The sequence below is a fragment of the Mycobacterium simiae genome (genome assembly GCF_010727605.1).
In the GTDB taxonomy this organism is placed as follows: domain Bacteria; phylum Actinomycetota; class Actinomycetes; order Mycobacteriales; family Mycobacteriaceae; genus Mycobacterium; species Mycobacterium simiae.
In genome coordinates this window covers 3,047,627-3,068,741 of sequence record NZ_AP022568.1, presented here as the reverse complement: position 1 = coordinate 3,068,741, position 21,115 = coordinate 3,047,627, and the positions used below count along the sequence as shown (strand labels likewise).

At 67.6% G+C, this 21,115-nt stretch carries 22 protein-coding genes; 7 read left to right on the top strand and 15 right to left on the bottom strand.

Going from position 1 to position 21,115, the window contains the following annotated elements; all coding sequences use genetic code 11:
* Positions 1–3: 3 nt before the first annotated feature.
* The 9 genes from G6N33_RS14240 to G6N33_RS14200 form a co-directional block, all read right to left on the bottom strand.
* Positions 4–915 (bottom strand): Rossmann-like and DUF2520 domain-containing protein, encoded by a 912-nt coding sequence (locus G6N33_RS14240; protein WP_044508732.1) that lies wholly within the window; start codon positions 913–915, stop codon positions 4–6.
* A 137-nt stretch (positions 916–1,052) separates the two neighbouring features.
* Entirely contained in the window at positions 1,053–2,474 is a 1,422-nt protein-coding gene (locus G6N33_RS14235) for a DUF6779 domain-containing protein (RefSeq protein ID WP_101528705.1), read from the bottom strand.
* Between the two features lie 122 nt (positions 2,475–2,596).
* A complete protein-coding gene (locus tag G6N33_RS14230; protein WP_044508734.1) occupies positions 2,597–3,073 on the bottom strand; it encodes a DUF3180 domain-containing protein in 477 nt (158 codons plus the stop codon).
* On the bottom strand, positions 3,073–3,624 hold the full coding sequence (gene folK, locus G6N33_RS14225; RefSeq protein ID WP_044508735.1) for a 2-amino-4-hydroxy-6-hydroxymethyldihydropteridine diphosphokinase: 552 nt from the start codon (positions 3,622–3,624) through the stop codon (positions 3,073–3,075). Before folK ends, G6N33_RS14230 begins: the two co-directional genes overlap by 1 nt.
* 101 nt (positions 3,625–3,725) lie before the next feature.
* The gene (folB, locus tag G6N33_RS14220) at positions 3,726–4,124 is read right to left on the bottom strand and encodes a dihydroneopterin aldolase (RefSeq protein WP_044508737.1); all 399 of its coding nucleotides are present in this window, start codon (positions 4,122–4,124) and stop codon (positions 3,726–3,728) included.
* The gene (gene folP, locus G6N33_RS14215; protein ID WP_163771538.1) at positions 4,117–4,959 is read right to left on the bottom strand and encodes a dihydropteroate synthase; all 843 of its coding nucleotides are present in this window, start codon (positions 4,957–4,959) and stop codon (positions 4,117–4,119) included. The genes folB and folP overlap by 8 nt, the downstream gene beginning before the upstream one ends.
* Positions 4,956–5,564: a GTP cyclohydrolase I FolE gene (gene folE, locus G6N33_RS14210; RefSeq protein ID WP_044508739.1), complete on the bottom strand. Its 609-nt coding sequence runs from the start codon at positions 5,562–5,564 to the stop codon at positions 4,956–4,958. Before folE ends, folP begins: the two co-directional genes overlap by 4 nt.
* Before the next feature lie 15 nt (positions 5,565–5,579).
* Positions 5,580–7,943 carry an ATP-dependent zinc metalloprotease FtsH gene (gene ftsH / locus G6N33_RS14205; RefSeq protein ID WP_044508741.1) on the bottom strand — a complete coding sequence of 788 codons (2,364 nt, stop codon included), beginning with the start codon at positions 7,941–7,943 and terminating at the stop codon, positions 5,580–5,582.
* 183 nt (positions 7,944–8,126) lie between these two features.
* Entirely contained in the window at positions 8,127–8,492 is a 366-nt protein-coding gene (locus G6N33_RS14200) for a VOC family protein (RefSeq protein WP_044512479.1), read from the bottom strand.
* A 187-nt stretch (positions 8,493–8,679) separates the two neighbouring features.
* Between G6N33_RS14200 and G6N33_RS14195 the strand changes: the two genes are divergently transcribed.
* From G6N33_RS14195 to G6N33_RS14185, 3 genes are read left to right on the top strand one after another with little or no spacing between them, the layout of a single operon-like run.
* Entirely contained in the window at positions 8,680–9,648 is a 969-nt protein-coding gene (locus G6N33_RS14195; protein WP_101528723.1) for an alpha/beta fold hydrolase, read from the top strand.
* Positions 9,645–10,832 carry an LLM class flavin-dependent oxidoreductase gene (locus G6N33_RS14190; RefSeq protein ID WP_044508743.1) on the top strand — a complete coding sequence of 396 codons (1,188 nt, stop codon included), beginning with the start codon at positions 9,645–9,647 and terminating at the stop codon, positions 10,830–10,832. Before G6N33_RS14195 ends, G6N33_RS14190 begins: the two co-directional genes overlap by 4 nt.
* Entirely contained in the window at positions 10,832–11,857 is a 1,026-nt protein-coding gene (locus G6N33_RS14185) for a zinc-binding dehydrogenase (protein WP_044508745.1), read from the top strand. The genes G6N33_RS14190 and G6N33_RS14185 overlap by 1 nt, the downstream gene beginning before the upstream one ends.
* A 14-nt stretch (positions 11,858–11,871) precedes the next feature.
* Here the strand turns inward: G6N33_RS14185 and G6N33_RS14180 are convergent, their stop codons facing one another.
* Positions 11,872–13,119, bottom strand: coding sequence for a PPE family protein (locus G6N33_RS14180; RefSeq protein ID WP_101528704.1), 1,248 nt, complete (start codon positions 13,117–13,119; stop codon positions 11,872–11,874).
* A gap of 12 nt (positions 13,120–13,131) precedes the next feature.
* Complete coding sequence (locus tag G6N33_RS14175) at positions 13,132–13,431, bottom strand: PE family protein (RefSeq protein WP_044508746.1); 300 nt, start codon at positions 13,429–13,431, stop codon at positions 13,132–13,134.
* A 405-nt stretch (positions 13,432–13,836) separates the two neighbouring features.
* Between G6N33_RS14175 and G6N33_RS14170 the strand changes: the two genes are divergently transcribed.
* From G6N33_RS14170 to G6N33_RS14155, 4 genes are all read left to right on the top strand, one after another.
* Positions 13,837–14,637: a helix-turn-helix transcriptional regulator gene (locus G6N33_RS14170; protein ID WP_044508748.1), complete on the top strand. Its 801-nt coding sequence runs from the start codon at positions 13,837–13,839 to the stop codon at positions 14,635–14,637.
* Positions 14,638–14,707: 70 nt separating this feature from the next.
* Entirely contained in the window at positions 14,708–15,955 is a 1,248-nt protein-coding gene (locus G6N33_RS14165; RefSeq protein ID WP_231382498.1) for a cytochrome P450 family protein, read from the top strand.
* Entirely contained in the window at positions 15,952–16,221 is a 270-nt protein-coding gene (locus G6N33_RS14160; RefSeq protein WP_049919040.1) for a hypothetical protein, read from the top strand. The genes G6N33_RS14165 and G6N33_RS14160 overlap by 4 nt, the downstream gene beginning before the upstream one ends.
* Before the next feature lie 10 nt (positions 16,222–16,231).
* Entirely contained in the window at positions 16,232–16,966 is a 735-nt protein-coding gene (locus tag G6N33_RS14155; protein ID WP_044508750.1) for an SIMPL domain-containing protein, read from the top strand.
* Positions 16,967–16,981: 15 nt separating this feature from the next.
* Here the strand turns inward: G6N33_RS14155 and G6N33_RS14150 are convergent, their stop codons facing one another.
* Genes G6N33_RS14150 through G6N33_RS14135 form a run of 4 tightly spaced genes read right to left on the bottom strand, consistent with a single transcriptional unit; the run spans position 16,982 to position 21,115 of the window.
* A complete protein-coding gene (locus tag G6N33_RS14150; RefSeq protein WP_044508751.1) occupies positions 16,982–18,172 on the bottom strand; it encodes an NAD(P)/FAD-dependent oxidoreductase in 1,191 nt (396 codons plus the stop codon).
* Positions 18,169–19,542: an FMN-binding glutamate synthase family protein gene (locus G6N33_RS14145; protein ID WP_101528703.1), complete on the bottom strand. Its 1,374-nt coding sequence runs from the start codon at positions 19,540–19,542 to the stop codon at positions 18,169–18,171. The genes G6N33_RS14150 and G6N33_RS14145 overlap by 4 nt, the downstream gene beginning before the upstream one ends.
* A complete protein-coding gene (locus G6N33_RS14140) occupies positions 19,542–20,231 on the bottom strand; it encodes a GltB/FmdC/FwdC-like GXGXG domain-containing protein (RefSeq protein ID WP_044508753.1) in 690 nt (229 codons plus the stop codon). Before G6N33_RS14140 ends, G6N33_RS14145 begins: the two co-directional genes overlap by 1 nt.
* Entirely contained in the window at positions 20,219–21,115 is an 897-nt protein-coding gene (locus tag G6N33_RS14135; RefSeq protein ID WP_044508755.1) for a class II glutamine amidotransferase domain-containing protein, read from the bottom strand. Before G6N33_RS14135 ends, G6N33_RS14140 begins: the two co-directional genes overlap by 13 nt.

The following is a 21,115-nucleotide window of genomic DNA, read 5'->3' as shown; positions in this document are numbered from 1 at the left end:
AGTTCATCGGGCCAGCACCTCGACCACTTCCTGCGGCGCGTGCGCACGCTGCGCGGTCCGCAGCGCGTTCACCCGGTAGGCGTGCGCCAGCTCGGGGTCGACCTGCATCAGCGCCCGTAGGTGGCCGGCGACCGCGGCCGCGTCACCGCGAGCAACCGGGCCGGTGAGCGCGGACTGGCCGCGCTGCAACGTGTTTTCCAGCGCCGCCCGGGCGAGCGGACCGACAATGCGTTCGGCCACACCACCCGGCTGGTCGTCGACCAGTTGCTGGCCCAGCAGTTCGGTGCCACGGACCGCCGCGCGCAGCGCCTCGACCGCATCGGCGAGCACGGTCACCAGGTGGTTGCTCGCATGGGCCAAAGCCGCGTGGTAGAGGGTGCGGGCCTCCTCGCGGACCCGGAACGGTTCGCCGCCCATCTCCAGCACCAGCGACTGCCCGATCGCGTAGCCGATGTCGTCGGCCGCGGTGATGCCGAAGCAGGTGTCCGGCAGCCGGTTGATGTCCTCGTCGGAGCCGGTGAACGTCATCGCCGGGTGGATGGCCAGCGGTATGCAGCCATGGTCGGTCAGCGGGCTGAGAATGCCGACGCCGTTGGCGCCCGAGGTGTGCACCACGATCGTCCCTGGCCGGACCGCGGAGGTCGCCGCCAAGCCGGTCACCAAACCCGCCAGCTCGCTGTCAGGCACCGCGAGCAACAACAGTTCGGCAGCGCCGGCCACGTCCGGCGGCGATGCCACCGGGGTGTCGGGCAGCCGGCGGGCCGCCCGCTGGCGCGACGCATGAGAGATGGCGCTGCACGCCACCACGACATGTTCGGCGCGCTCCAGCACCACCCCCAAGGCGGTGCCCACGCGGCCCGCCGAGATGATGCCGACCTTGAGCCGGGCCGGGCGCAAACCGTCGAACTGCCCCATCGCAGACGACCTCACATTGTTGGTTCGTACGTTCCGGTCCACTGTTGACATCCACTGTTGACAGATGTCGGGTACCGGACGGTCACTAAAACTGTAGTCGATCAGGCACGCGGCCCCAATGTGAGGAAGCTCCCAGCTCAGTCTTCCCGGCGCCGACGCCGACCGCCCCCGGACGGCTGCACCTGCAGGCGCGCCAGCAGGTCGGCAACGGATTGGCCACCGGTTTGTGGGCCGGTGTCGGAGCTGCCCTGGTCGTCCTCGGCGCCGTGGTGGCGGGGAGTGGGCGGCGGCGCCAGGCGCGGTGGGGGCGGTGGTGCCTCCTCCTGGGGCGCCGGCCGAGGGTATGGCGGCGGAGCGGTCGCGGGGGCGGGCGCACCAGGAGGAGGTGGCGGCGGGGCATCGGCAGGGTCCGTGGCCTGATCCGTGCCCAGGAAGTTGCGGACACTGTAGTCGCGGTATTCCGCGGAGTGGCGCGAACGGGCCCGACGACCGGATTCGGCGGGCGGTGTCGGCGGCTCGGAGTCGGTCCGCGGCCCCGTGACACCACCCGCCAGCGATTCCTCCGCGTTGGCGTGGCGGGAGCGCCGACGCCGGCCGCCGCTTGTGGCATCCGCTTCGTCCGGGGACTCGCCGCCCGCCCAGTTACTGCCTGGTGCGCCGGGGGGCAACCAGAGGCCGTCGGCGTTGACGGGCTGCCAGTCCGTGCGCACCCGTTCGGGCCGCGGCGGCGGCTGCCATTGTGGCGGGCCGAATCGCTCGGCTTCGGCGGGTGCGGCCATCGGCGGGGGGACGAACGGCGGCGGCTCGGGGTACTGGACCTGCGGTTCGGCCGCGTAGCGAGCGTCCTGCGAGCCCTGGTAGGGCGGCCGATCTCGCTCCTGGAACCCTGGCGGCGGTCCGGCGCTCGCCGCGCCCACGGGAAATTCCCCCACCTCGGGGACGTCGATGATCGCGGACTCGTCGGTGCGCGGCTCCGCGGTGTCCGCCGGGCGACCCTGGCGGACCGAGGTGACCCGGTCACTGGTGACCCAATCGACCCCAGCGCCTTCACCGTTGCGGTCCCAGTCGCTGTACGCCCGGGCGGGCGGCGTCTCGGTGTCGACGTTCTCCAGCGCGGGCCGCTGCTCGAGGTCGGTATCGAACAAAATCTCCAGGCTGGTCCGCAGCGCCGCAACTTCGGCGCGCAGGGCCGCCAGGTCGTCGGCGGCCTGGGCGCGGATCTCGGAGGCTAGCTCGCGGCGCAATTGGGATTCGACGGTCAGCTCGTATTCTCGCCGCGCCGAGATCTCCCGGTCCAACTGCAGGTCGTAGACCAGCTTGAGGTCACGCACGCGCGACTGATCGGCATCGCTTTGCCGGCGGTACAGCACCGACACGAAGGCGCCGGCGACTGCGGCCCACAGCGCCAGGATCACAGCGAGCTTGAGGAGTTCCACACGATTGGTGAAAACCAGCGCGGAACTGGCCCCCATTGCGAGGACCAGCAACGCCGTCAAGAGCACCCACCCCGGCCTGCGGCCGCCGCGCCGACCCCGGGCGCCGCGGGACAGAACGGTCATGGCCTGACTGTACCTGTGCGATGTCATTCCGCGTGTCGCGCTAGTCCGGCGATTCTCACCTGGGTTGATCCACCGGTTACCCGGCGTTTCGGCCCCCGGGTGCGCGGCAACCTTCGGCCGTTCTAGCTTTCCGCTCCCTCGCCCCGCTCGGTCGAATCCGGCGGGGACTTACAGCAATGCTGCAACCACAGCGCGGCAACCAACAATGCCAGCGCGCTGATCGCGGCGACCACAGTCCCTGTGGTGTCCTCGGCGGCGACCCGCAACCAGGATCGGCGCGGCAGGAAGAACGCCAGCACGCCGACCCACCAACCCAGCACCAGGGCGCCGACCCAGGCCGAGGCTTTGGCGACCGTCACACTGCGGGCCACCGCGAGCGGGTGCAGCCAGCCGGGCCCGGCCCCGATTTCCCCGTCACTGATCTTGGTCCGGACGTAGCGCGCCCACAGTGCTTCGCCGATCGCGACCCCGAGCAGGGACAGGCCCGTCCACACCGTGACGGGCGGAAACCAGCGGAACAGCACCTGGATCAGCAGATAACTCAGTACCGCGGCGCCGACCACCGCGACGGTCAGGTCCCGCTTCCTGGTCGGCCCCATCAGCTCGTCGACTCCGGGTCGCCTGGGGAGTCGGTGTAACGGTGCAGGGTCCAGCCGGTCAACTGGACGGCCTGCTGATCGGCGGGCTCGAGTTCGGCCAGCAGCTCGGCGACCGGGCGCGGCCCGCCGGCCACGGTCAGTCGCGCATCCGGGTCGATGGCCAGCCAGGGCACCATCACGAAGGCACGCAGGTGGGCCAGCGGGTGCGGCAGCGTCAGGTTGTTGTCCCGGCTGAACACCTCGCCCTCGGCGGAGTAACAGGTGATCAAATCCACGTCCAGGGTGCGCGGCCCCCAGCGCTCACCGCGGATGCGGCCCGCGGCCCGTTCGAATCCCTGGGCTCGGCGTAGCCAACCCTGCCCGTCGAGGGTGGGGTCGTCGGCGATCAGCACCGCGTTGAGGAACGGCCCCTGATCCACGCGCCCCCACGGCGCCGTCTCGTATACCGGGGAGATCTGCAGCAGCGCGGCACCGAGCCCGTCCACGACCGACTGCAGCCGCGCCAGCCGGTCGCCCAGGTTGGAGCCGATGGACAGTACGACCCTGGTCATGTGTGCTGCTTTCCCCCTCCAGCGGATGGGGGTACCTCCCACTCGTGGGGGCGTGCCCCCACCTCACCGCGTCGTTCTGCGTCGTCGTCGATGCCGGTCATTCACACCCCGCCGGCGGGGACCACCGAACCACGACCGCCCCGCCGCGACCGCCGGATTACCACCGCGACATCGGCGAACCGTTGCGGGATCGGCGCCTGCGGCTTGTGCACCGTGACCTCGACGGCGTGCACCCGGTTGTCGGCCATCACGTGCTCGGCGATCTCGGCGCCCACCGTCTCGATCAGGTTCCGGGGCGGTCCGGCGACGATCTCGGCGGCACGCTGGGCCAGGGCCGCGTAGTCGTGGGTGTCGGCCAGGTCGTCGCTGGCGGCGGCGTCGGCCAGATCGATCCACACCACGATGTCGACGACGAATTCCTGGCCGTCGGTCCGCTCGGCCTCAAAGACACCGTGGTGTCCGTGAATTGTTAAGCCGCGCAACTCGATTCGGTCAGCCATCGCTTTCATCCCGCTCGGTTTGGGTCCAGGCCCCGACAACTTTGAGAGCGTCGACCGAGGCCCGCACATCGTGCACTCGCACTCCCCAGACGCCGTGCAGTGCGGCCAGTGCGGATATCACCGCCGTCGCCGTTTCGCGCCCGTCGGGTGGTCTTGGGGACCCATCCGGTCCGGCCAAGAGCGTACCGAGAAAACGTTTGCGCGACGCGCCCACCAGGACCGGGATCCCGGTGGCCACCAGTTCGGGCAAGCCGTGCAGCAACGCCCAATTATGTTGTCCTGTCTTAGCGAATCCCAGGCCCGGATCGATGATCAGGTTGTCCGGATCAACCCCGGCGGCCACGGCGTCGTCGACAGCGGCCAGCAGTTCGGCACGCACATCGGCCACCACGTCACGGTACTGGGGGGCCCGGTGCGGTTGGTCGGACGATACCGATCGCCAGTGCATCAGCACCCAGGGCACACCGGCCTCGGCCACCAGCGGCGCCATCGCGGCATCGGCACGCCCGCCGGACACATCGTTGACGATTTGGGCTCCGTTTTCCAGCGCCACCCGCGCGACTTCGGCGTGCATGGTGTCGATGCTCACGGTAAGGCCTTGCGCCACAAGCTCTTTGACGACCGGCACAATGCGCGCGCTCTCGATCCTGGGGTCGATTCGAGTGGCACCGGGTCGGGTCGACTCCCCGCCGACGTCGATGATGCCCGCGCCGTCGGCCGACAGTGCCAGGCCGTGCGCGATGGCGCTGGCCGCACACAGGTAACGCCCGCCGTCGGAGAATGAGTCATCAGTGACGTTCACCACCCCGACCACCTGCACGGGCAGCGGACTCACCTACGCAGGATGAGGTCGAGTGCTTCGGCTCGAGAGGCGGCATCGGTCTTGAACTGCCCGCGCACCGCCGAGGTGGTGGTAGTGGCGCCGGGCTTGCGGACACCGCGCATCGCCATGCACAGATGCTCCGCCTCGACCACGACGATCACCCCGCGGGGGGCGAGCCGACTCACCAGGGCGTCGGCGATCTGGCTGGTGAGCCGCTCCTGCACCTGCGGCCGTTTGGCGTAAAGGTCAACCAGCCGAGCGATTTTCGACAGACCGGTCACCCGGCCGTCCGGGCCGGGGATGTAGCCCACATGGGCCACCCCGTGAAACGACACCAGGTGATGCTCACACGTCGAGTACAGCGGAATCTCTTTGACAATCACCAGCTCGTCGTGGTCTTCGTCGAACATGGTGTTGAGCACCGCGTCAGGCTCGGTGTAGAGGCCGGAAAACATCTCCCGATACGCGCGCGCCACCCGGGCCGGGGTCTCCCGCAACCCATCCCGATCCGGATCTTCGCCGATGGCGTACAACAACTCGCGGACCGCTGCTTCCGCGCGCGGCTGGTCGAACGCCCGTACGCGGTGCGGCGCGGTGCGGGTATCCGGCATCACCATCGAATCCTCCGTTCGTCAGCCGCGGGCCGGCGGGTTGGACCGGCTTACGTCGTCATCCGGCTGATCGGGCGGCCTTCCCGGATCCGGGCTGGGCTGCCCGGGTGGGGGGTAGGGCGGGTAGGGCGGATAGGCGGGCTGACCCTGGACCTGACCCCGGCTCTGCTGGCCCGGATGGCTCGGTGCCGGTTGCGGCCAATGGGGTTGCGGCGCGGGTGGATACCAGTGGCCCGGCGGCTGGTGGGGCTGCTGCGGTGGTGGCCAACCGGGCGCATACCAGCCGGCCGGAGCGCCGTAGTCCGGCTGGGTGGGCCGCTGCGGGTCCACCGGCCGCTGGGGGCCGCGAGAACCGTTGGGGCCATGAGCTTTTCTGTCGGCCTCCGCCCGTGCGGCCTCGGCCGCCTGGCTGGCTGCCGCGATCGCCGCCTTGAATGCCGGTTCGGGGACCGGTTGGGGCCACGGCTCGCCGCGCTCGATGGCCAGCTCGCCGGGCGTCTTGATCGGCGGCTTATCCGACGGGATCCGGCCACCGAAATCGTCGAACACGGCGAGCCGAGGCCGCTTTTCGACGTCGGCGAAGATCTTCTCCAGTTCGGGGCGGTGCAGGGTCTCCTTTTCCAGCAGCTCGCCGGCCAGCGTGTCGAGTACGTCGCGGTATTCGGTAAGGATCTCCCAGGCCTCGGTGTGGGCCGCCTCGATGAGTTTGCGGATCTCGTCGTCGATGTCGCGAGCCACCTCGTGCGAGTAGTCCGCCTGCGTACCCATGGTGCGGCCCAGGAAGGGGTCGCCGTGCTCGGAGCCGTATTTGACCGCACCGAGCTTGGAACTCATGCCGAATTCGGTGACCATCGCACGCGCGGTCTTGGTGGCCTGCTCGATGTCGGATACCGCGCCGGTGGTCGGCTCGCGGAACACCAGCTCCTCGGCCGCGCGTCCGCCCATCGCGAACACCAGCTGCGCAACCATCTCCGAGCGGGTGCGCAGGCCCTTGTCCTCTTCGGGCACCGCGACGGCGTGCCCGCCGGTGCGGCCGCGCGCCAGGATCGTCACCTTGTACACCGGGTCGATGTCGGGCATCGCCCACGCCGCCAGGGTGTGCCCGCCCTCGTGGTAGGCGGTGATCTTCTTCTCCTGCTCGCTGATGATCCGGCCCTTGCGGCGTGGACCGCCGATCACCCGGTCCACCGCCTCCTCCAGGGCGGGCCCGGTGATCACGGTGCCGTTCTCACGAGCGGTCAGCAGCGCCGCCTCGTTGATCACGTTGGCCAGATCGGCGCCGGTCATGCCGACGGTCCGCTTGGCCAGCCCGTCGAGGTCGGCGTCGGGGGCGATCGGCTTGCCCTTCGAGTGCACGGCCAGCACGGCGCGACGGCCCGCCAGGTCGGGGTTGGACACCGGGATCTGACGGTCGAAGCGACCGGGCCGCAGCAGCGCTGGGTCCAGGATGTCGGGCCGGTTGGTCGCGGCGATCAGGATGACGCCGGCACGGTCGCCGAAGCCGTCCATCTCGACGAGCAACTGGTTGAGCGTCTGCTCACGCTCGTCGTGACCGCCGCCCAGCCCGGCGCCGCGCTGACGACCGACCGCGTCGATTTCGTCGACGAAAATGATGCACGGACTGTTTTGTTTTGCCTGCTCGAAAAGGTCGCGTACGCGGGAGGCGCCGACGCCGACGAACATCTCGACGAAGTCGGAGCCGGAGATCGTGAAGAACGGTACCCCGGCCTCCCCGGCCACGGCGCGGGCCAGCAAGGTCTTGCCGGTGCCGGGCGGGCCGTAGAGCAGCACACCCTTGGGGATCTTGGCGCCCAGCGCCTGGTAGCGCGCCGGGTTCTGCAGGAAGTCTTTGATCTCGTAGAGCTCCTCGACCGCCTCGTCGACCCCGGCGACGTCGGCGAACGTGGTCTTCGGCATGTCCTTGGACAGCTGTTTGGCACGCGACTTGCCGAACCCGAAGCCCATCCGGGCGCCGCCCTGCATGCGGGAGAACATCACGAACAGCCCCACCAACAACAGCAGCGGCAGCACGTACACCAGCAGCTCACCCAGGATGCTGCCCTCGTTCACGACGGTGCTGACCTTGGCGTTCTTCGCGTTGAGCGCGTTGAAAAGATCGACGGCGTAGCCGCTGGGGTACTTGGTGATGACCTTGTCGGAGTTGTCGGTGTCGTTGTTGCCCTTTTTCAGGGTCAGCCGCAGCTGCTGTTCCCGGTCGTCGATCTGCGCACTCTTGACGTTGTCGCCGTTGATCTGGGACATCGCGACCGAGGTGTCGACGGGTTTATACCCGCGGGTGTCGTCGCTGAAATAGAAGAACGACCAGCCGAGCAGCAGTACTACAGCGATCGCCGTGACTGTGCGAATCACGTTTTTCCGGTTCATCAATCATCGGCCTTTTCGGCCAGGTCCTTCCGATACACGCAGCTGGAAAGTTCAGGCTACCGCTAGCTCCGGCAATGCCGGAGCGCAGCGGTCATCACCGTGCTGCCCAGACAACGAGCGGCGGGTTCCCGATGTTGCCAGCGGCCCGATCCAAAGCACGGCAAATTGGTTCGGCGCGCGCCGTTAGTCGTAATGGCGGGCTTCGATCACATTGCCATCGGGGTCGGAAAAGTAGAACCCGTGCGGCGCCCACCCCCGAGCACCGTAGCTGCGGGTCAGGCGGGCGCCGGTGTCGACACCCGCGTCCCGCAGCCGCCGGTCCAACGCGTCGTATTCGCTCTTCGACAGCGCCAGGCACACATGATTGACCGCATGCCCGGCACTCCCCGGGACTTTCGTCAGTGTCTCCACGGCGTCGATACCGGCCAACGGCACCAGGTCGATGATCGATTCTTCGCACACCCGCACGCTCGGAAACGGTGCCTCGCCGGCTTCGAATTCGTCGAAGCGCACCGGCTCGAGGCCGACCACCTGTGTGTAGAAGTCCATCGACGCGCGCGAATCCTTCGTCCACAACACGATGTGGTCCAGCCGCCGCACGCCGATTCGTTCCCTTCCGCCCCGTCGGGGATGTCGATGCCGCCGGTACGCGACGTCTCCGAGGTAAGTATGTGACACCCATTTTCAACCCAGCTGAGCACTTCTCAGCTCATTGGGGTTGTGCTTTGGTGTGTTGGTGCCCACATCTACCGAACGGTTAGTAGAGACCAATGGGGTCCGGCTTCGGGTCGTCGACGCCGGCGAGCGCGGAGCGCCAGTGGTCGTCTTGGCGCACGGATTCCCCGAGTTGTCCTACTCCTGGCGCCACCAAATTCCGGTCCTTGCGCAGGCCGGCTATCACGTGCTGGCACCCGATCAGCGGGGGTACGGCGGATCGTCGCGCCCGGAGGCGATCGACGCCTACAACATCCGGGAGCTGACCGGCGACATCGTCGGCTTGCTCGACGATGTCGGCGCCGAGCGGGCGGTCTGGGTCGGCCACGACTGGGGCGCCCCGGTCGCCTGGACCGCGCCGCTGCTACATCCCGATCGAGTCGCCGCGGTGGTCGGATTGAGTGTCCCGCCCACACCTCGCTCGAAGGCGCCGCCGACGCAGCTGTGGCGCGGCAGGTTCGGCGAGAACTTCTTTTACATCCTTTACTTCCAAGAGCCCGGCGTTGCCGACCGTGAGCTCAACGCCGAACCCGCCCGCTTCATTCGCCGCATTATGGGCGGTTCGGCCGCACCCGGCGACCACGAGGCCGCGGTGCGGATGCTGGCACCGGGGCCCGAGGGCTTCATCGAGCGGCTGCCCGACGCCGAGGTGCTGCCGGACTGGATCAGCCAGCACGAGCTCGACCACTACATCGCGGAGTTCTCCCGCACCGGGTTCACCGGCGGCCTGAACTGGTACCGCAATTTCGACCGCAACTGGGAGATCACTGCCGAGCTGGCCGGCGCGAAGATCGCGGTTCCGTGCCTATTCATCGGCGGCACAACCGATCCCGTGCTGGCCTTCACCCCGGCCGACCGCGCCGGCGAGCTCATCTGCGGTCCGTACCGTCAGGTGATGATCGAAGGCGCGGGACACTGGCTGCAACAAGAACGACCCGACGAGGTCAACTCGACACTGCTGGAATTTCTCAACGGATTGGAGCTGCGGTGACCGCCCCGCTTCGTTTCGGCGTATTTATCACGCCCTTTCATCCGATCGGCCAATCGCCCACGGTGGCACTGGAATACGACATGGAACGCGTCGTTGCCCTGGACCGCCTGGGCTATGACGAAGCCTGGTTCGGCGAACATCATTCCGGTGGCTACGAATTGATCGCCTGCCCAGAGGTGTTCATCGCAGCCGCGGCCGAACGGACCAAACACATCCGCCTGGGCACCGGGGTGGTCTCGCTGCCCTACCATCACCCGCTGATGGTGGCCGACCGCTGGGTGCTGTTGGACCATCTGACCCGCGGCCGGGTGATGTTCGGTACCGGCCCCGGGGCGTTGCCGTCGGATGCCTACATGATGGGCATCGACCCGGTCGACCAGCGACACATGATGCAGGAGTCACTGGAGGCGATCCTGGCGCTGTTCCGTGCCGGCCCCACCGAGCGCATCGATCGGCACACCGATTGGTTCACCTTGCGTGACGCGCAACTGCACATCCGTCCCTACACCTGGCCGTATCCCGAGATCTCAACGGCAGCAATGATTTCGCCGTCCGGACCGCGCCTGGCGGGTGCGATGGGGACGTCGTTGCTGTCGCTGTCCATGTCAGTGCCCGGTGGCTACGCGGCACTGGAAACCACCTGGGACATCGTGCGTGAACAGGCCGCCAAGGCCGGTCGCGACGAGCCGGACCGCGCCGATTGGCGAGTGTTGTCCATCATGCACATCGCCGACACCCGCGAGCAGGCGATCCAGGATTGCACGTACGGTCTGCAGGATTTCGCCAACTACTTCGGCGCCGCGGGCTTCGTGCCACTGGCCAACACCGTCGAGGGCACGCAGTCACCCTATGAGTTCGTCGAAGACTATGCGGCGAAAGGGAATTGTTGTATTGGCACACCCGATGACGCCATCGCCCACATCGAAGACCTACTGGAACGGTCGGGCGGGTTCGGGACATTGCTGATGCTCGGTCATGACTGGGCCTCCCCCGAGGCGACCTACCACTCCTACGATCTGGTTGCCCGCAAAGTGATCCCGCACTTCAAGGGTCAACTGGCGGCGTCGCGGGCCTCGCACGACTGGGCCAAAGACCGCCGTGACCAACTGATCGGCCGCGCCGGCGAGGCCATCGTAAAGGCGATCACCGAGCACGTCGGCGAGCAGCAAGACGCGATGCAGTGATGCGCGCCGCCGTGCTGCGCGACGGCCGCATGGTGCTGCGCGAGGACGTCCCCGACCCGGTACCCGGACCCGGACAGGTGCTGGTGGCTATTCGGGCCTGCGGAATATGCGGCTCCGACTTGCACTTCGCCGCCCACGGCCAGCAGATGCTGGACATGACCGAGCGGGTCAGGCGGGGCTCCGGCGGCATGGCGGTGGATCTCAGTCGCGACATCTTCATGGGCCACGAGTTCAGCGCCGAGGTGCTCGAGGCGGGACCCGACACCGAGACCCATCCGGCCGGGACCTCCGTCACGTCAGTTCCACTGCTGTTGTCTACCCAGGGCGTCGAGCCGATCGTGTACAGCAACCACACCATCGGCGGCTACGCCGAGCGGATGCTGCTGTCCGCGCCGCTACTGCTGCCCATTCCCAACGGCCTGGACCTCAAGCACGCCGCCCTGACGGAGCCGATGGCGGTGGGGTTGCACGCCGTCAACAAGTCCAACATCGAGCCCGGCGAAACGGCCTTGGTGCTGGGATGCGGCCCAATCGGCATCGCAATCATCGCCGCACTGCGGGTGCGGGGTGTGGAAAACATTGTGGCATCCGACTTTTCGTCGAAGCGGCGCGAGCTGGCCACCGCCATGGGCGCGCATCAGACACTTGATGCCGCCGCCGGTTCGCCCTTCGACTCGGTCAAACGGGCCGACAAACCAGCCGTAGTCTTCGAGGCGATCGGGGTGCCCGGCATCATCGACGACGTGCTACTGCGGGCCCGTTCGGGCACCCGGCTGGTGGTTGCCGGTGTCTGCATGGAGTCCGACACCTTTCATCCATTCTTCGCGATCGCCAAGGAAATCAACGTGCAGTTCTGCCTGGCCTACACCGCCGAGGAGTTTGCCGAGTCGCTGCGCAGCCTGGCCGAGGGCGAGATCGACGTCAGCCCGCTGATCACCGGCGAGGTGGGCCTGGACGGGGTCGGCACCGCTTTCGACGACCTGGCCGACCCCGAGCGGCACTGCAAGATCCTCGTCACGCCCTGATCGGGTCGTCCCCGTTACCCGCCGGCCGGGGGGTGCGTGATGATCGACGGCTTGAAACCGTAGCGCGGCGGCGCAAAGTGGGCGGCCCCGACGCTGCGCGCGGCGCCGCTGCCCATCAGCGGCATCCCACCCACCGCATGCGTCGCCGGTTCTGCGGCTCCGACACCCGCGCCCAGGCCGTTGAGCGTCACCACGGCCGGGTTGACCGCCGGGGTCACGGCCCCCCAGGAGGCCGGGACCGAGAGGCCGCCGACAGATGCCGCCCGGCCCGCCGCGCCCAAGGCATTGCCCAGGGCGCCGGACAGCCCCTGCGGTACCGCCTCGACGGCCCGGGCGGCCCCCTCGGCGACCTTGGCCGCACCCTCCGTCGCGGCCTTGGCGGCCTGCGGCGCAAAGCCCTGCGCGATGCTCTGGACGTCCTTGAACGCGGTGGTGAACAGCCGGGTGGGCGACACCATCCGGATGAACGCGTCGAAGGGCGAACTGAGGTCCAATTCCTGCGAGCCGGTGAGGCCCTCGAACAAATCGCCCAGCGGGCCACTGAGCTGCAGTCCGTCCCCCTCGTCGTTCATCCCGATGCCCCCGAATGGAAAGCCCGGCGGCTGAGCGGTATTCGGTGTTCCGGCCAGGGCGGACAACGTCTGCGGCACCGTGTCGAGGCCCGGCGCGTTGCTGCCGGCATTGCTGCCGGCGGCCTGGGCGACAGCGGCGGCCTGGCCGGCCGCCCCGGCGGGATTGGTGGTGGGCGCGGCGGGCTGGGGCTGCGGCAATTTCGCGGCCGCGGCCGACGCACCCGCGTAGCCGTACATTGCGGCCGCATCCTGCGCCCACATTTCCCCGTATTCGGTCTCGACGGCCGCGATCGCCGCCGTGTTCTGCCCGAGAAAGTTCGTGGCCAGCAGTTCTAGCAACAACGCCCGGTTCGCCGCGACCACTGGCGGCGGCACCGTTTCGGTGAAGGCCGCCTCGAAGGCAGCCGCGGCGGTCGCGGCCTGGGTGCCCGCCTGCTCTGCCTGCGCCGCGGTGTCACGCAGCCAGACGACTTGAGGCAGGGCGACCGTCAGCATGGCCGAGGCCGACGGCCCCTCCCACGGGCCGTCGGTGAGCCCGGCTATCAGCGCCCCATACGCGGCGGCGGCCGCGTACAGCTCAGCGGCCAACGCCTCCCACGCCGCGGCGGCAGCCAGTAACGGTCCGGAACCCGGGCCGGTGTATATCAGCGCGGAGTTGACCTCCGGCGGCAGCTGCGCGAAATCCAGCATCCTCGTCCCCGCCTAGCCAACCGCGCTCAAGTTCGCAATTTCCGTGGCGGCATACGACCGAGCGCTGATCCCAAGCGTGGTCGCCAATTGTTCGCGGACCGAGGCGGCCTCGGCACTTATCGCCTGGAAAAGCTGCGCGTGCGAGGCAAATTGCGCCGCAGTCAATATTGAGACGATATCCGCGGCGGCCGGGACGACTCCCGTCGTCGGTGTGGTTGCCACCGAACTACCCGCCCGGACCGCTTCATTGACGCTGTGCAGCCCATCTGCAACCGCGTCCAATACTTCCGGTTGCGCCCTTAGAAAGGACATACCCGCTCCTCAAAAACCGTATATTTCACGGACTTTCAACAGCCCACGCTGGCTGCCGAATCAGACGACTCGCCACGTTAGACGCGGGATAACCAGTGACAACAGCCCACACGGGCCAATTCATTACGGATTCGATAACTGTTCACATTGCCGATCGAGCACGCTGCGACATTTGCTTTTCGTATGAATAATCATGAGAACCAATATGATTGGAGAATTGTATGAGTATTCGCGCGAGTCGCCAATTTCCGTTATTGTGCGCGCCGCATCCCGCCGATTCCTACCGACCTCGCGTCACCCGGCCGGCCGCTGCCCACCTGGTTATGCTGGGCTGAACAGCTACTTCACCGGGAGACGACGAGACCGAGCCCATGCCGACCTCTGATTGCTGAACGGGTGGGCCGTGTGACCGAACAATCCGCCTTGGCGCAGTTTCTGCGCGCCCGCCGAGGCCTGGTGCAACCCGGCGAGGTCGGCCTGCCGCCGGGCAGTCGCCGCCGGGTAGCCGGTTTGCGCCGGGAGGAAGTGGCGATACTGGCCAACATCAGCACGGACTACTACCTGCGCCTCGAGCAGGGCCGCGAAGATAACCCGTCGGATCAGGTTCTCACTGCGCTGAGCCGAGCCCTGAAGTTGGACGAGGACGCGGTGGCGTACATGCGAAACCTCACGCGGCACCGATCCGGCGATGCCGTTGAGCCGTTGCAGGATCCGCATCCCGGGCTTCGCGGACTGATCGGCGGCTGGCCGCTGACTGCGGCGCACGTCGTCGACCCCGGACTCACCGTGGTCATCGCCAACAAACTGGCCGACGCGTTGTCGCCGCACTACGCGGTCGGCTCCAACACCATGCGGGAATTGTTCCGTGACCCGGAGGCAAAGCACTTTTACCGGAATTGGAAAGCACTCACCGCGTGGGCCGTCTCCCTGCTACGCGTCCTATACGGCCAGCGGCCCGACCCGGCACTGATCGGACTGGTCGACGAGCTGATCGGACAAAGCCCCCGGTTCCGCCAGCTCTGGGAACGGCACGACGTCAAGTACGAGCCTGCCGGTTTGATGCTGGTCAACCATCCGCGGGTGGGCAAGCTCAATCTGAACTATCAGCAGATGGTTCTGCCGGCGACCGGTCATGTGCTGGTTGCCTACTGGGCCGAACCCGGCTCCCCGTCAGAGGACGGCATGCGCCGACTCGACCCCGGCTGAGCCTGGGAGTCGGACAACCAGGAATCGCACGTCCTGGATAACGTCGTTGCGCGGCTGCAGGATTCGTGGTGTGAGCCCGAACTCAGTCAGCAACGGTGTGCACCCCACGACGCCGGAAAGCCCGGTGCGGTTGGGGCGGGCCTTCATTCAGGACCCACATACCTGCTACCGCACACTCAATGCCGAGGCCCCGGCGCACCGCGTCACCATCTGGGGGGCGACGCAAGCGTGGCTGATCACCCGGTACGCCGAGGCGCGGGTCTTGCTGGCCGACCCGCGACTGAGCAAGAACTGGCAGGGGCTGGCCGAGTTACTCCCGCAGGGAGACCACACCCCACACAAATCGTTACTCAATAACCATATGCTGCAACAGGATCCACCAGACCACACCCGGCTGCGCAAACTGCTCACCAAGGAGTTCACCGCCGGCAGTGTGCGCAGCATGCGCCCCGACATCGTCGCTATCGCCGACGAGTTGCTCGATGGGGTCGCCCAGGCCGCCGACGGTGACACGGTGGTGGACCTGATGCAGGCGTACGCGATTCGGCTGCCGCTCGGGGTGATCGGCAAGCTGTTGGGAGTACCGCCCGATGATAGCGACCGCTTCCGCCTGCTGTGCGAACCGCTACTCACCAGCATCGACCACGCCGCACTGACAAGCTCGGAAAACGCGTTGATCGAGCTGCTGACCGGGTTGATCGCGGGCAAGCGCGCAGCGCCGGCCGATGACCTGCTCAGCGCATTGGTCAACGCCTCCGACGTCGGCGACCGGCTCGGCGAGGACGAGTTGCTGGCGACCGCCTACTTGCTGATTTTGGCCGGATACGAGACCACGGTGAACCTGATCGGCAACGGCGTGCTCGCCCTGCTACGCAATCCATCTCAACTTGCGGCGTTGCGCGCCGATCCCGGGATACTGCCCTCGGCAGTGGAAGAGTTTCTGCGGATCGAAAGCCCGCTCAACACCGCCACCCTGCGGTACACCACCTCGGCGGTACGGGTGGGCGAGGTCGAGATTCCGGCGCGGCAACTGGTGCTGATCGCGCTGCTCGGCGCCAACCACGACGGCCGCCAATTCGACAAGCCGGACGTCCTCGACGTGACCAGGACCCCCAACCCGCATGTCGCGTTCGGGCACGGAATTCACCACTGCCTCGGAGCGCCGCTGGCCCGCTTGGAGGGTGAGATCGGGATCGGACGACTGCTCGATCGCTTCGAGCGAATCACGTTGGCTGACAACGTCGTGCTCCAATACCGCAACAGCACTCTGATGCACGGGCTGGCCGCACTGCCCGTCCGTCTTCGCGAGCGACGATGACTGCGCAGCCGCACCGGGACGGGCCGCTGCGCGCAGTCGGCATGATCTTCGGGCTGATGTTCGCGCCGGTCGCCACTCCCACCCTCATCTGGACGACGGTCGCGGTGGACGTACCCCTTGCCCTCGTGATTCTGCAGCTGCTGGTGCTGGCGCTGGTATCAAACACATTCGCGCACAGGTTGATTCACAATTGCGCTGCAGACGGTGACGGCGTCAACCCGCCAATGTTGGACAAATCCTGGAGCAGCGAACCGACCAGCGGCTAGGGTGCCAGGCATGGCGGTCGAACAACGCGCTGGACGGTGCCCACGCTGGTCGATCGTCGTTGCCTCGGCCGTGCTGGCCATGACCGCGGCAGCGGCGTGTGATTCCCACACTGCGGCGCCGCCGGGCGCGAATCCGCGTCAGGTGACCGTGACGGGTTCGGGGCAGGTGCAAGGGGTGCCGGACACCTTGACCGCCGACGTCGGGATCGAATTCAATGCACCGGACGTGACCACGGCGATGAATCAAACCAACGACCGTCAGCAGGCGGTCATCAATGCGCTCACCGGTGCCGGCATCGACCGCAAGGACATCAGCACCACCCAGGTGACCTTGCAGCCCCAATACGCCAGTCCCGAGCCCATCATCACCGGCTACCGTGCCACCAATGCCATCCAGGTGAAGATCCACCCGACGGACGCGGCGTCGCGCATGCTGGCGCTGATCGTGAGCACCGGCGGCGATGCCACTCGGATCAGTTCGGTCAGCTACTCGATCGCCGACGACTCGCAACTGGTCAAGGATGCGCGGGCGCGGGCGTTCAACGACGCCAAGAACCGTGCCGACCAGTACGCGCAGTTGTCCGGCCTGCGACTGGGCAAGGTGCTGTCCATTTCGGAGGCCACCGGGGGCCCACCCCCGCCCGGGGGCCAGCCGGCACCCAAGGCCATGGCCATCCCGGTACCGCTGGAGCCCGGTCAGCAGACGGTGAGCTTCTCGGTGACCGCCGCGTGGGAGCTGGACTAGCCGGTACCCACCCGCTCAGCGCATCTCGCCGGCGCCCAGGTAGGGAAATCGGCTGGTGAGCGGTTTGTCTTCGGCGAACCGCGATAACCGGAAGTCCGATTCGGGGATGCGTGGGTCACTGGAGTGTCCGTCGACCACCAGGTCGGCCACCAACCGCCCCACCGCCGGCGAGATCTTGAAACCATGACCACTGAATCCGGCGGCGATGATCAACCCGTCGACAGCGCAACGCGAGATCACCGGGTTCCAGTCCGGAGTGACGTCGTAGCAGCCGGCGTAGCTGCCGCTGATCGAGGCGTCGCCCAGACCGGGGAACCGGGCGCTGATTTTCTCGGCCGCTAAACCGAGAAATGCCTCATCGGCGCGGTTCAGATAACGGTCCGGGTCGGCCACGTCGAGTTCGGCGAGATCCGAATTACCGAACAGGAGGTCACCGCCGATTTCCGGCCGAACGTATTGCAGCGAAATCAAATCGGAGAACACCGGCACCGGTCCCAGCTCGACGCCGAGCGCCACCAGCACGATCTGCTCGCGGTGCACGGTGATGGGGACGTCGATGCCATGGGGAGCCAGCAACGGGGGCGTCCACGCGCCGGTGGCGACGACGACGGTGCCGGCGTGGATCTCGGTGCCGTCCGCCAACACCGCCCCCGAGGCACGATCGGCGGCCACCAGCAGCCGCACCACCCGGGCGCCCTGCCGCAGGCGGGCGCCGGCGGCGCGCGCGGTCAGCATCATCGCCTGGGCGGTTTGGTAGGCATCGCCGTAACCGCCGCGCGCCTCGAAGCCGAACGCGCCGAACGGCTCCAGGTCGGCATACGGCCAGAGCCGGGCGACCTCGGACTTGTCGATCTCTTCGGTCTGGACCCCTACTTCGCGTTGAGCAGCAAGGCTTTTGCGCATGTTGTCCGCGTTGGCTTCGCCCACTCCGACCACGTAGCCGGTCTGGCGGAAACCGATGTCGGTGCCGAAGAGTTCCTCGGCCTTCTCGAAGACCTCGAGACCGACGGCCGCCATGGCGGCCAGCGAACCGACTCCGTAGTGACAGCGCACGATGCCGCTGGATTTCCCCGTCATCCCCGAGCCGACGGTATTACGTTCGGCAACAACGACATCGGTGACGCCTCGCTGGCTCAGCGCCCAGGCAGCAGCGGCGCCCTCGAGACCGCCGCCAACGATGAGGACATCGGCGGTTTCAGCGGTCATAGCCCACCCACGGTGCCGGGGATCCACTCGGTGCCCGCCAGCGGCACTCGGGCCATGGCGGCCGCCTCGATGGTGACGGCCACCAGGTCCTCGGGCTCGAGGTGGCAGACGTGTGCCTTCCCGCAGGCCCGGGCAATGGTCTGGGCCTCCATGGTGAGCACGCGCAGGTAGTTGGCCAACCGCCGGCCACCCGCGACCGGATCGAATCGGGCCGCCAGATCGGGGTCTTGGGTGCTGATGCCTGCCGGATCGCGGCCGTCTTGGAAGTCGTCGTAGAAGCCCGCCGCGCTGCCGAGCTGCTCGTATTCCGCGGCGTAACGAGGGTGATTGTCCCCCAACGCAATCAGCGCGGCGGTGCCGATGGCGACGGCGTCGGCTCCCAACGCGAGCGCCTTGGCCACGTCGGCGCCGCTGCGGATACCGCCGGAGACAATGAGCTGGACCTTCCGGTGCACCCCGAGTTCCTGTAGCGCCTGCACCGCCTGCGGAATGGCGGCCAGCGTGGGGATACCGACGTGCTCGATGAACACCTCCTGTGTGGCAGCGGTGCCGCCCTGCATGCCGTCGACCACGACGACGTCCGCACCGGCGTGGACGGCGAGTTTGACGTCGTAATAGGTGCGGGTCGCGCCGAGTTTGACGTAGATGGGCTTTTCCCAATCGGTGACCTCGCGCAGCTCGTTGATTTTGATGGTGAGGTCATCCGGACCGGTCCAGTCCGGATGCCGGCAGGCGCTGCGTTGGTCGATACCGGGCGGCAGCGTGCGCATCGCCGCGACCCGGTCGGAGATCTTCTGGCCCAAGAGCATTCCGCCGCCGCCTGGCTTGGCCCCCTGCCCCAACACCACCTCGATGGCGTCGGCCTTGCGCATGTCGTCCGGGTTCATCCCGTACCGCGACGGCAGATATTGATAGACCAGCTGCGTGCTGTGGCCGCGTTCCTCCGCCGTCATGCCGCCGTCACCGGTGGTGGTGGAGGTACCGACCTCGCTGGCGCCGCGGCCGAGGGCTTCTTTCGCCTGCGCAGACAGCGCGCCGAAACTCATTCCGGCGATGGTGATCGGAATGGCCAGCCGCAGCGGCCGTTTGGCATGACGGTCGCCCACCACCACATCGGTTCCACAGCGCTCGCGGTACCCCTCCAGTGGGTAGCGCGACATGGACGCACCCAGGAACAGCAGGTCGTCGAAGTGCGGCAGCGCCCGCTTGGCACCCCAGCCGCGGATGTCGTAGATCCCGGTCTCTGCCGCCCGCTGAATCGCGGCAATGGCGGCGCGGTCGAAGGTGGCGGATTCCCGCAGTCCGCGTTGTGCACGGGAATCACTGCTGATTTCGCTGCTCGTTTGGAATGTCGGCCGGATCGCAGTCATCAGTAGGCGCTCGCATTGTCGACGTGGAAGTGGTACAGGGCGCGAGCCGAGCCGTAGCGGGTGTACTCGCTGGTCTGGTCGTCCTCGAATCCCGCAGCCTTGAGCAGCGCCGCCAGCTCGGCATGGTGCTCGTCGGTCATCTGCTTGGGTACGCAGTCGGCGCCCAGCGATGCGACGTGGCCGCGCACGTAGATCCGGGCCTCGTAGATCGAGTCACCGAGCGCCTCGCCGGCGTCGCCGCGGACCACCAGTCGTCCGGCCTGGGCCATGAACGCGCTCATGTGACCGACGTCGCCGCCCACCACGATGTCGGCACCTTTCATCGAAATACCGCACCGCGCAGCGGCATTGCCCTCAATGACCAGTAGCCCGCCGTGGGCGGTCGCCCCCGCCGATTGGGACGCGTCGCCGGTGACCCAGACCGTGCCGCTCATCATGTTCTCGGCGACACCGGTGCCGGCGTTGCCGGCGATGGTGATCCCGGCCTGCTGGTTCATGCCCGCCGCGTAATAACCCACGTGCCCGTCGATGGTCACCCGCACCGGCGCGTTGAGCCCGACCGCGACGTTGTGCGCACCCGCGGGATTACGGATCACGAAGTCGCCGAACAGCTCTGCCGCATGCAGCTTCGTGTTCACCTCGCGCAATGGTGTGTGGCGTAGGTCGAACTCCGTGCTCATCTGGTCCATGCGTAGACCACCTCGGGTTGGGGTTCCCAGACGCGGGCCCGCTCGACACCGGGCAATTGGGCAAGCGCGCGGTATTCGCTGGCCATCGCTACCCAGTCGTCGGTTTCGGCGATCACCGCGGGCTTGCACGCGATGGCGTCGCGGACCACCGCGAACGAATTGCGGTCGGACACCAGCAGTGTGTAGAAGCCGTCGAAGGCGGCACACAACGCCTTCAGCGCGGTTTGCATGTCCCGCCCGTCGGCGAGCTGTTGGGCAACAAAGCGCGCGCCCACTTCGCTGTCGTTTTCGGAATCGAATTGCACACCGGCCCTTTGCAATTCCCGTCGGATACTGGCGTGGTTAGCGAACGAGCCGTTGTGGACCAAACATTGACCTGGTCCCACCGCGTACGGGTGACAACCCGACGGGTTCACCGCCGATTCGGTGGCCATCCGGGTGTGGCCGACACCCTGCCAGCCCTGCGCGGCGGCCAAGCCCCAGCGCTGCACCAAATCTCGCGGCCGCCCAACCCCTTTGAGCACTGCGAAATCTTGGCCGAAGCCGGCGAGGACCGCGTGCGGAAACGCGACCCGAGCGGCATCGAGCAGCACCGCGGCCGGGGCCGCACTGCGCAGCAACAAGGTGTCGGCGACGAAGACGGCGTCGACGGGCTGTCCGAGTTCGGCGCCGACCGCGGCCACGGCGCTTCGGGCGTCCCCGGTGACGCCGATGAGGCTGACGCAGCCCTGCCCGCTCGGTGACCATACCGGGTCGCCGTAGATCGCCACCCCGGCCGAATCGGCGCCGCGGTCTTGCATCTCGCCGAGCATCGCAGCGAGCAGTGCGCCCAGCCGTGGGTAGAGATCGGGGTTGCGCAGGTGTAACCCGATGATGCCGCACAT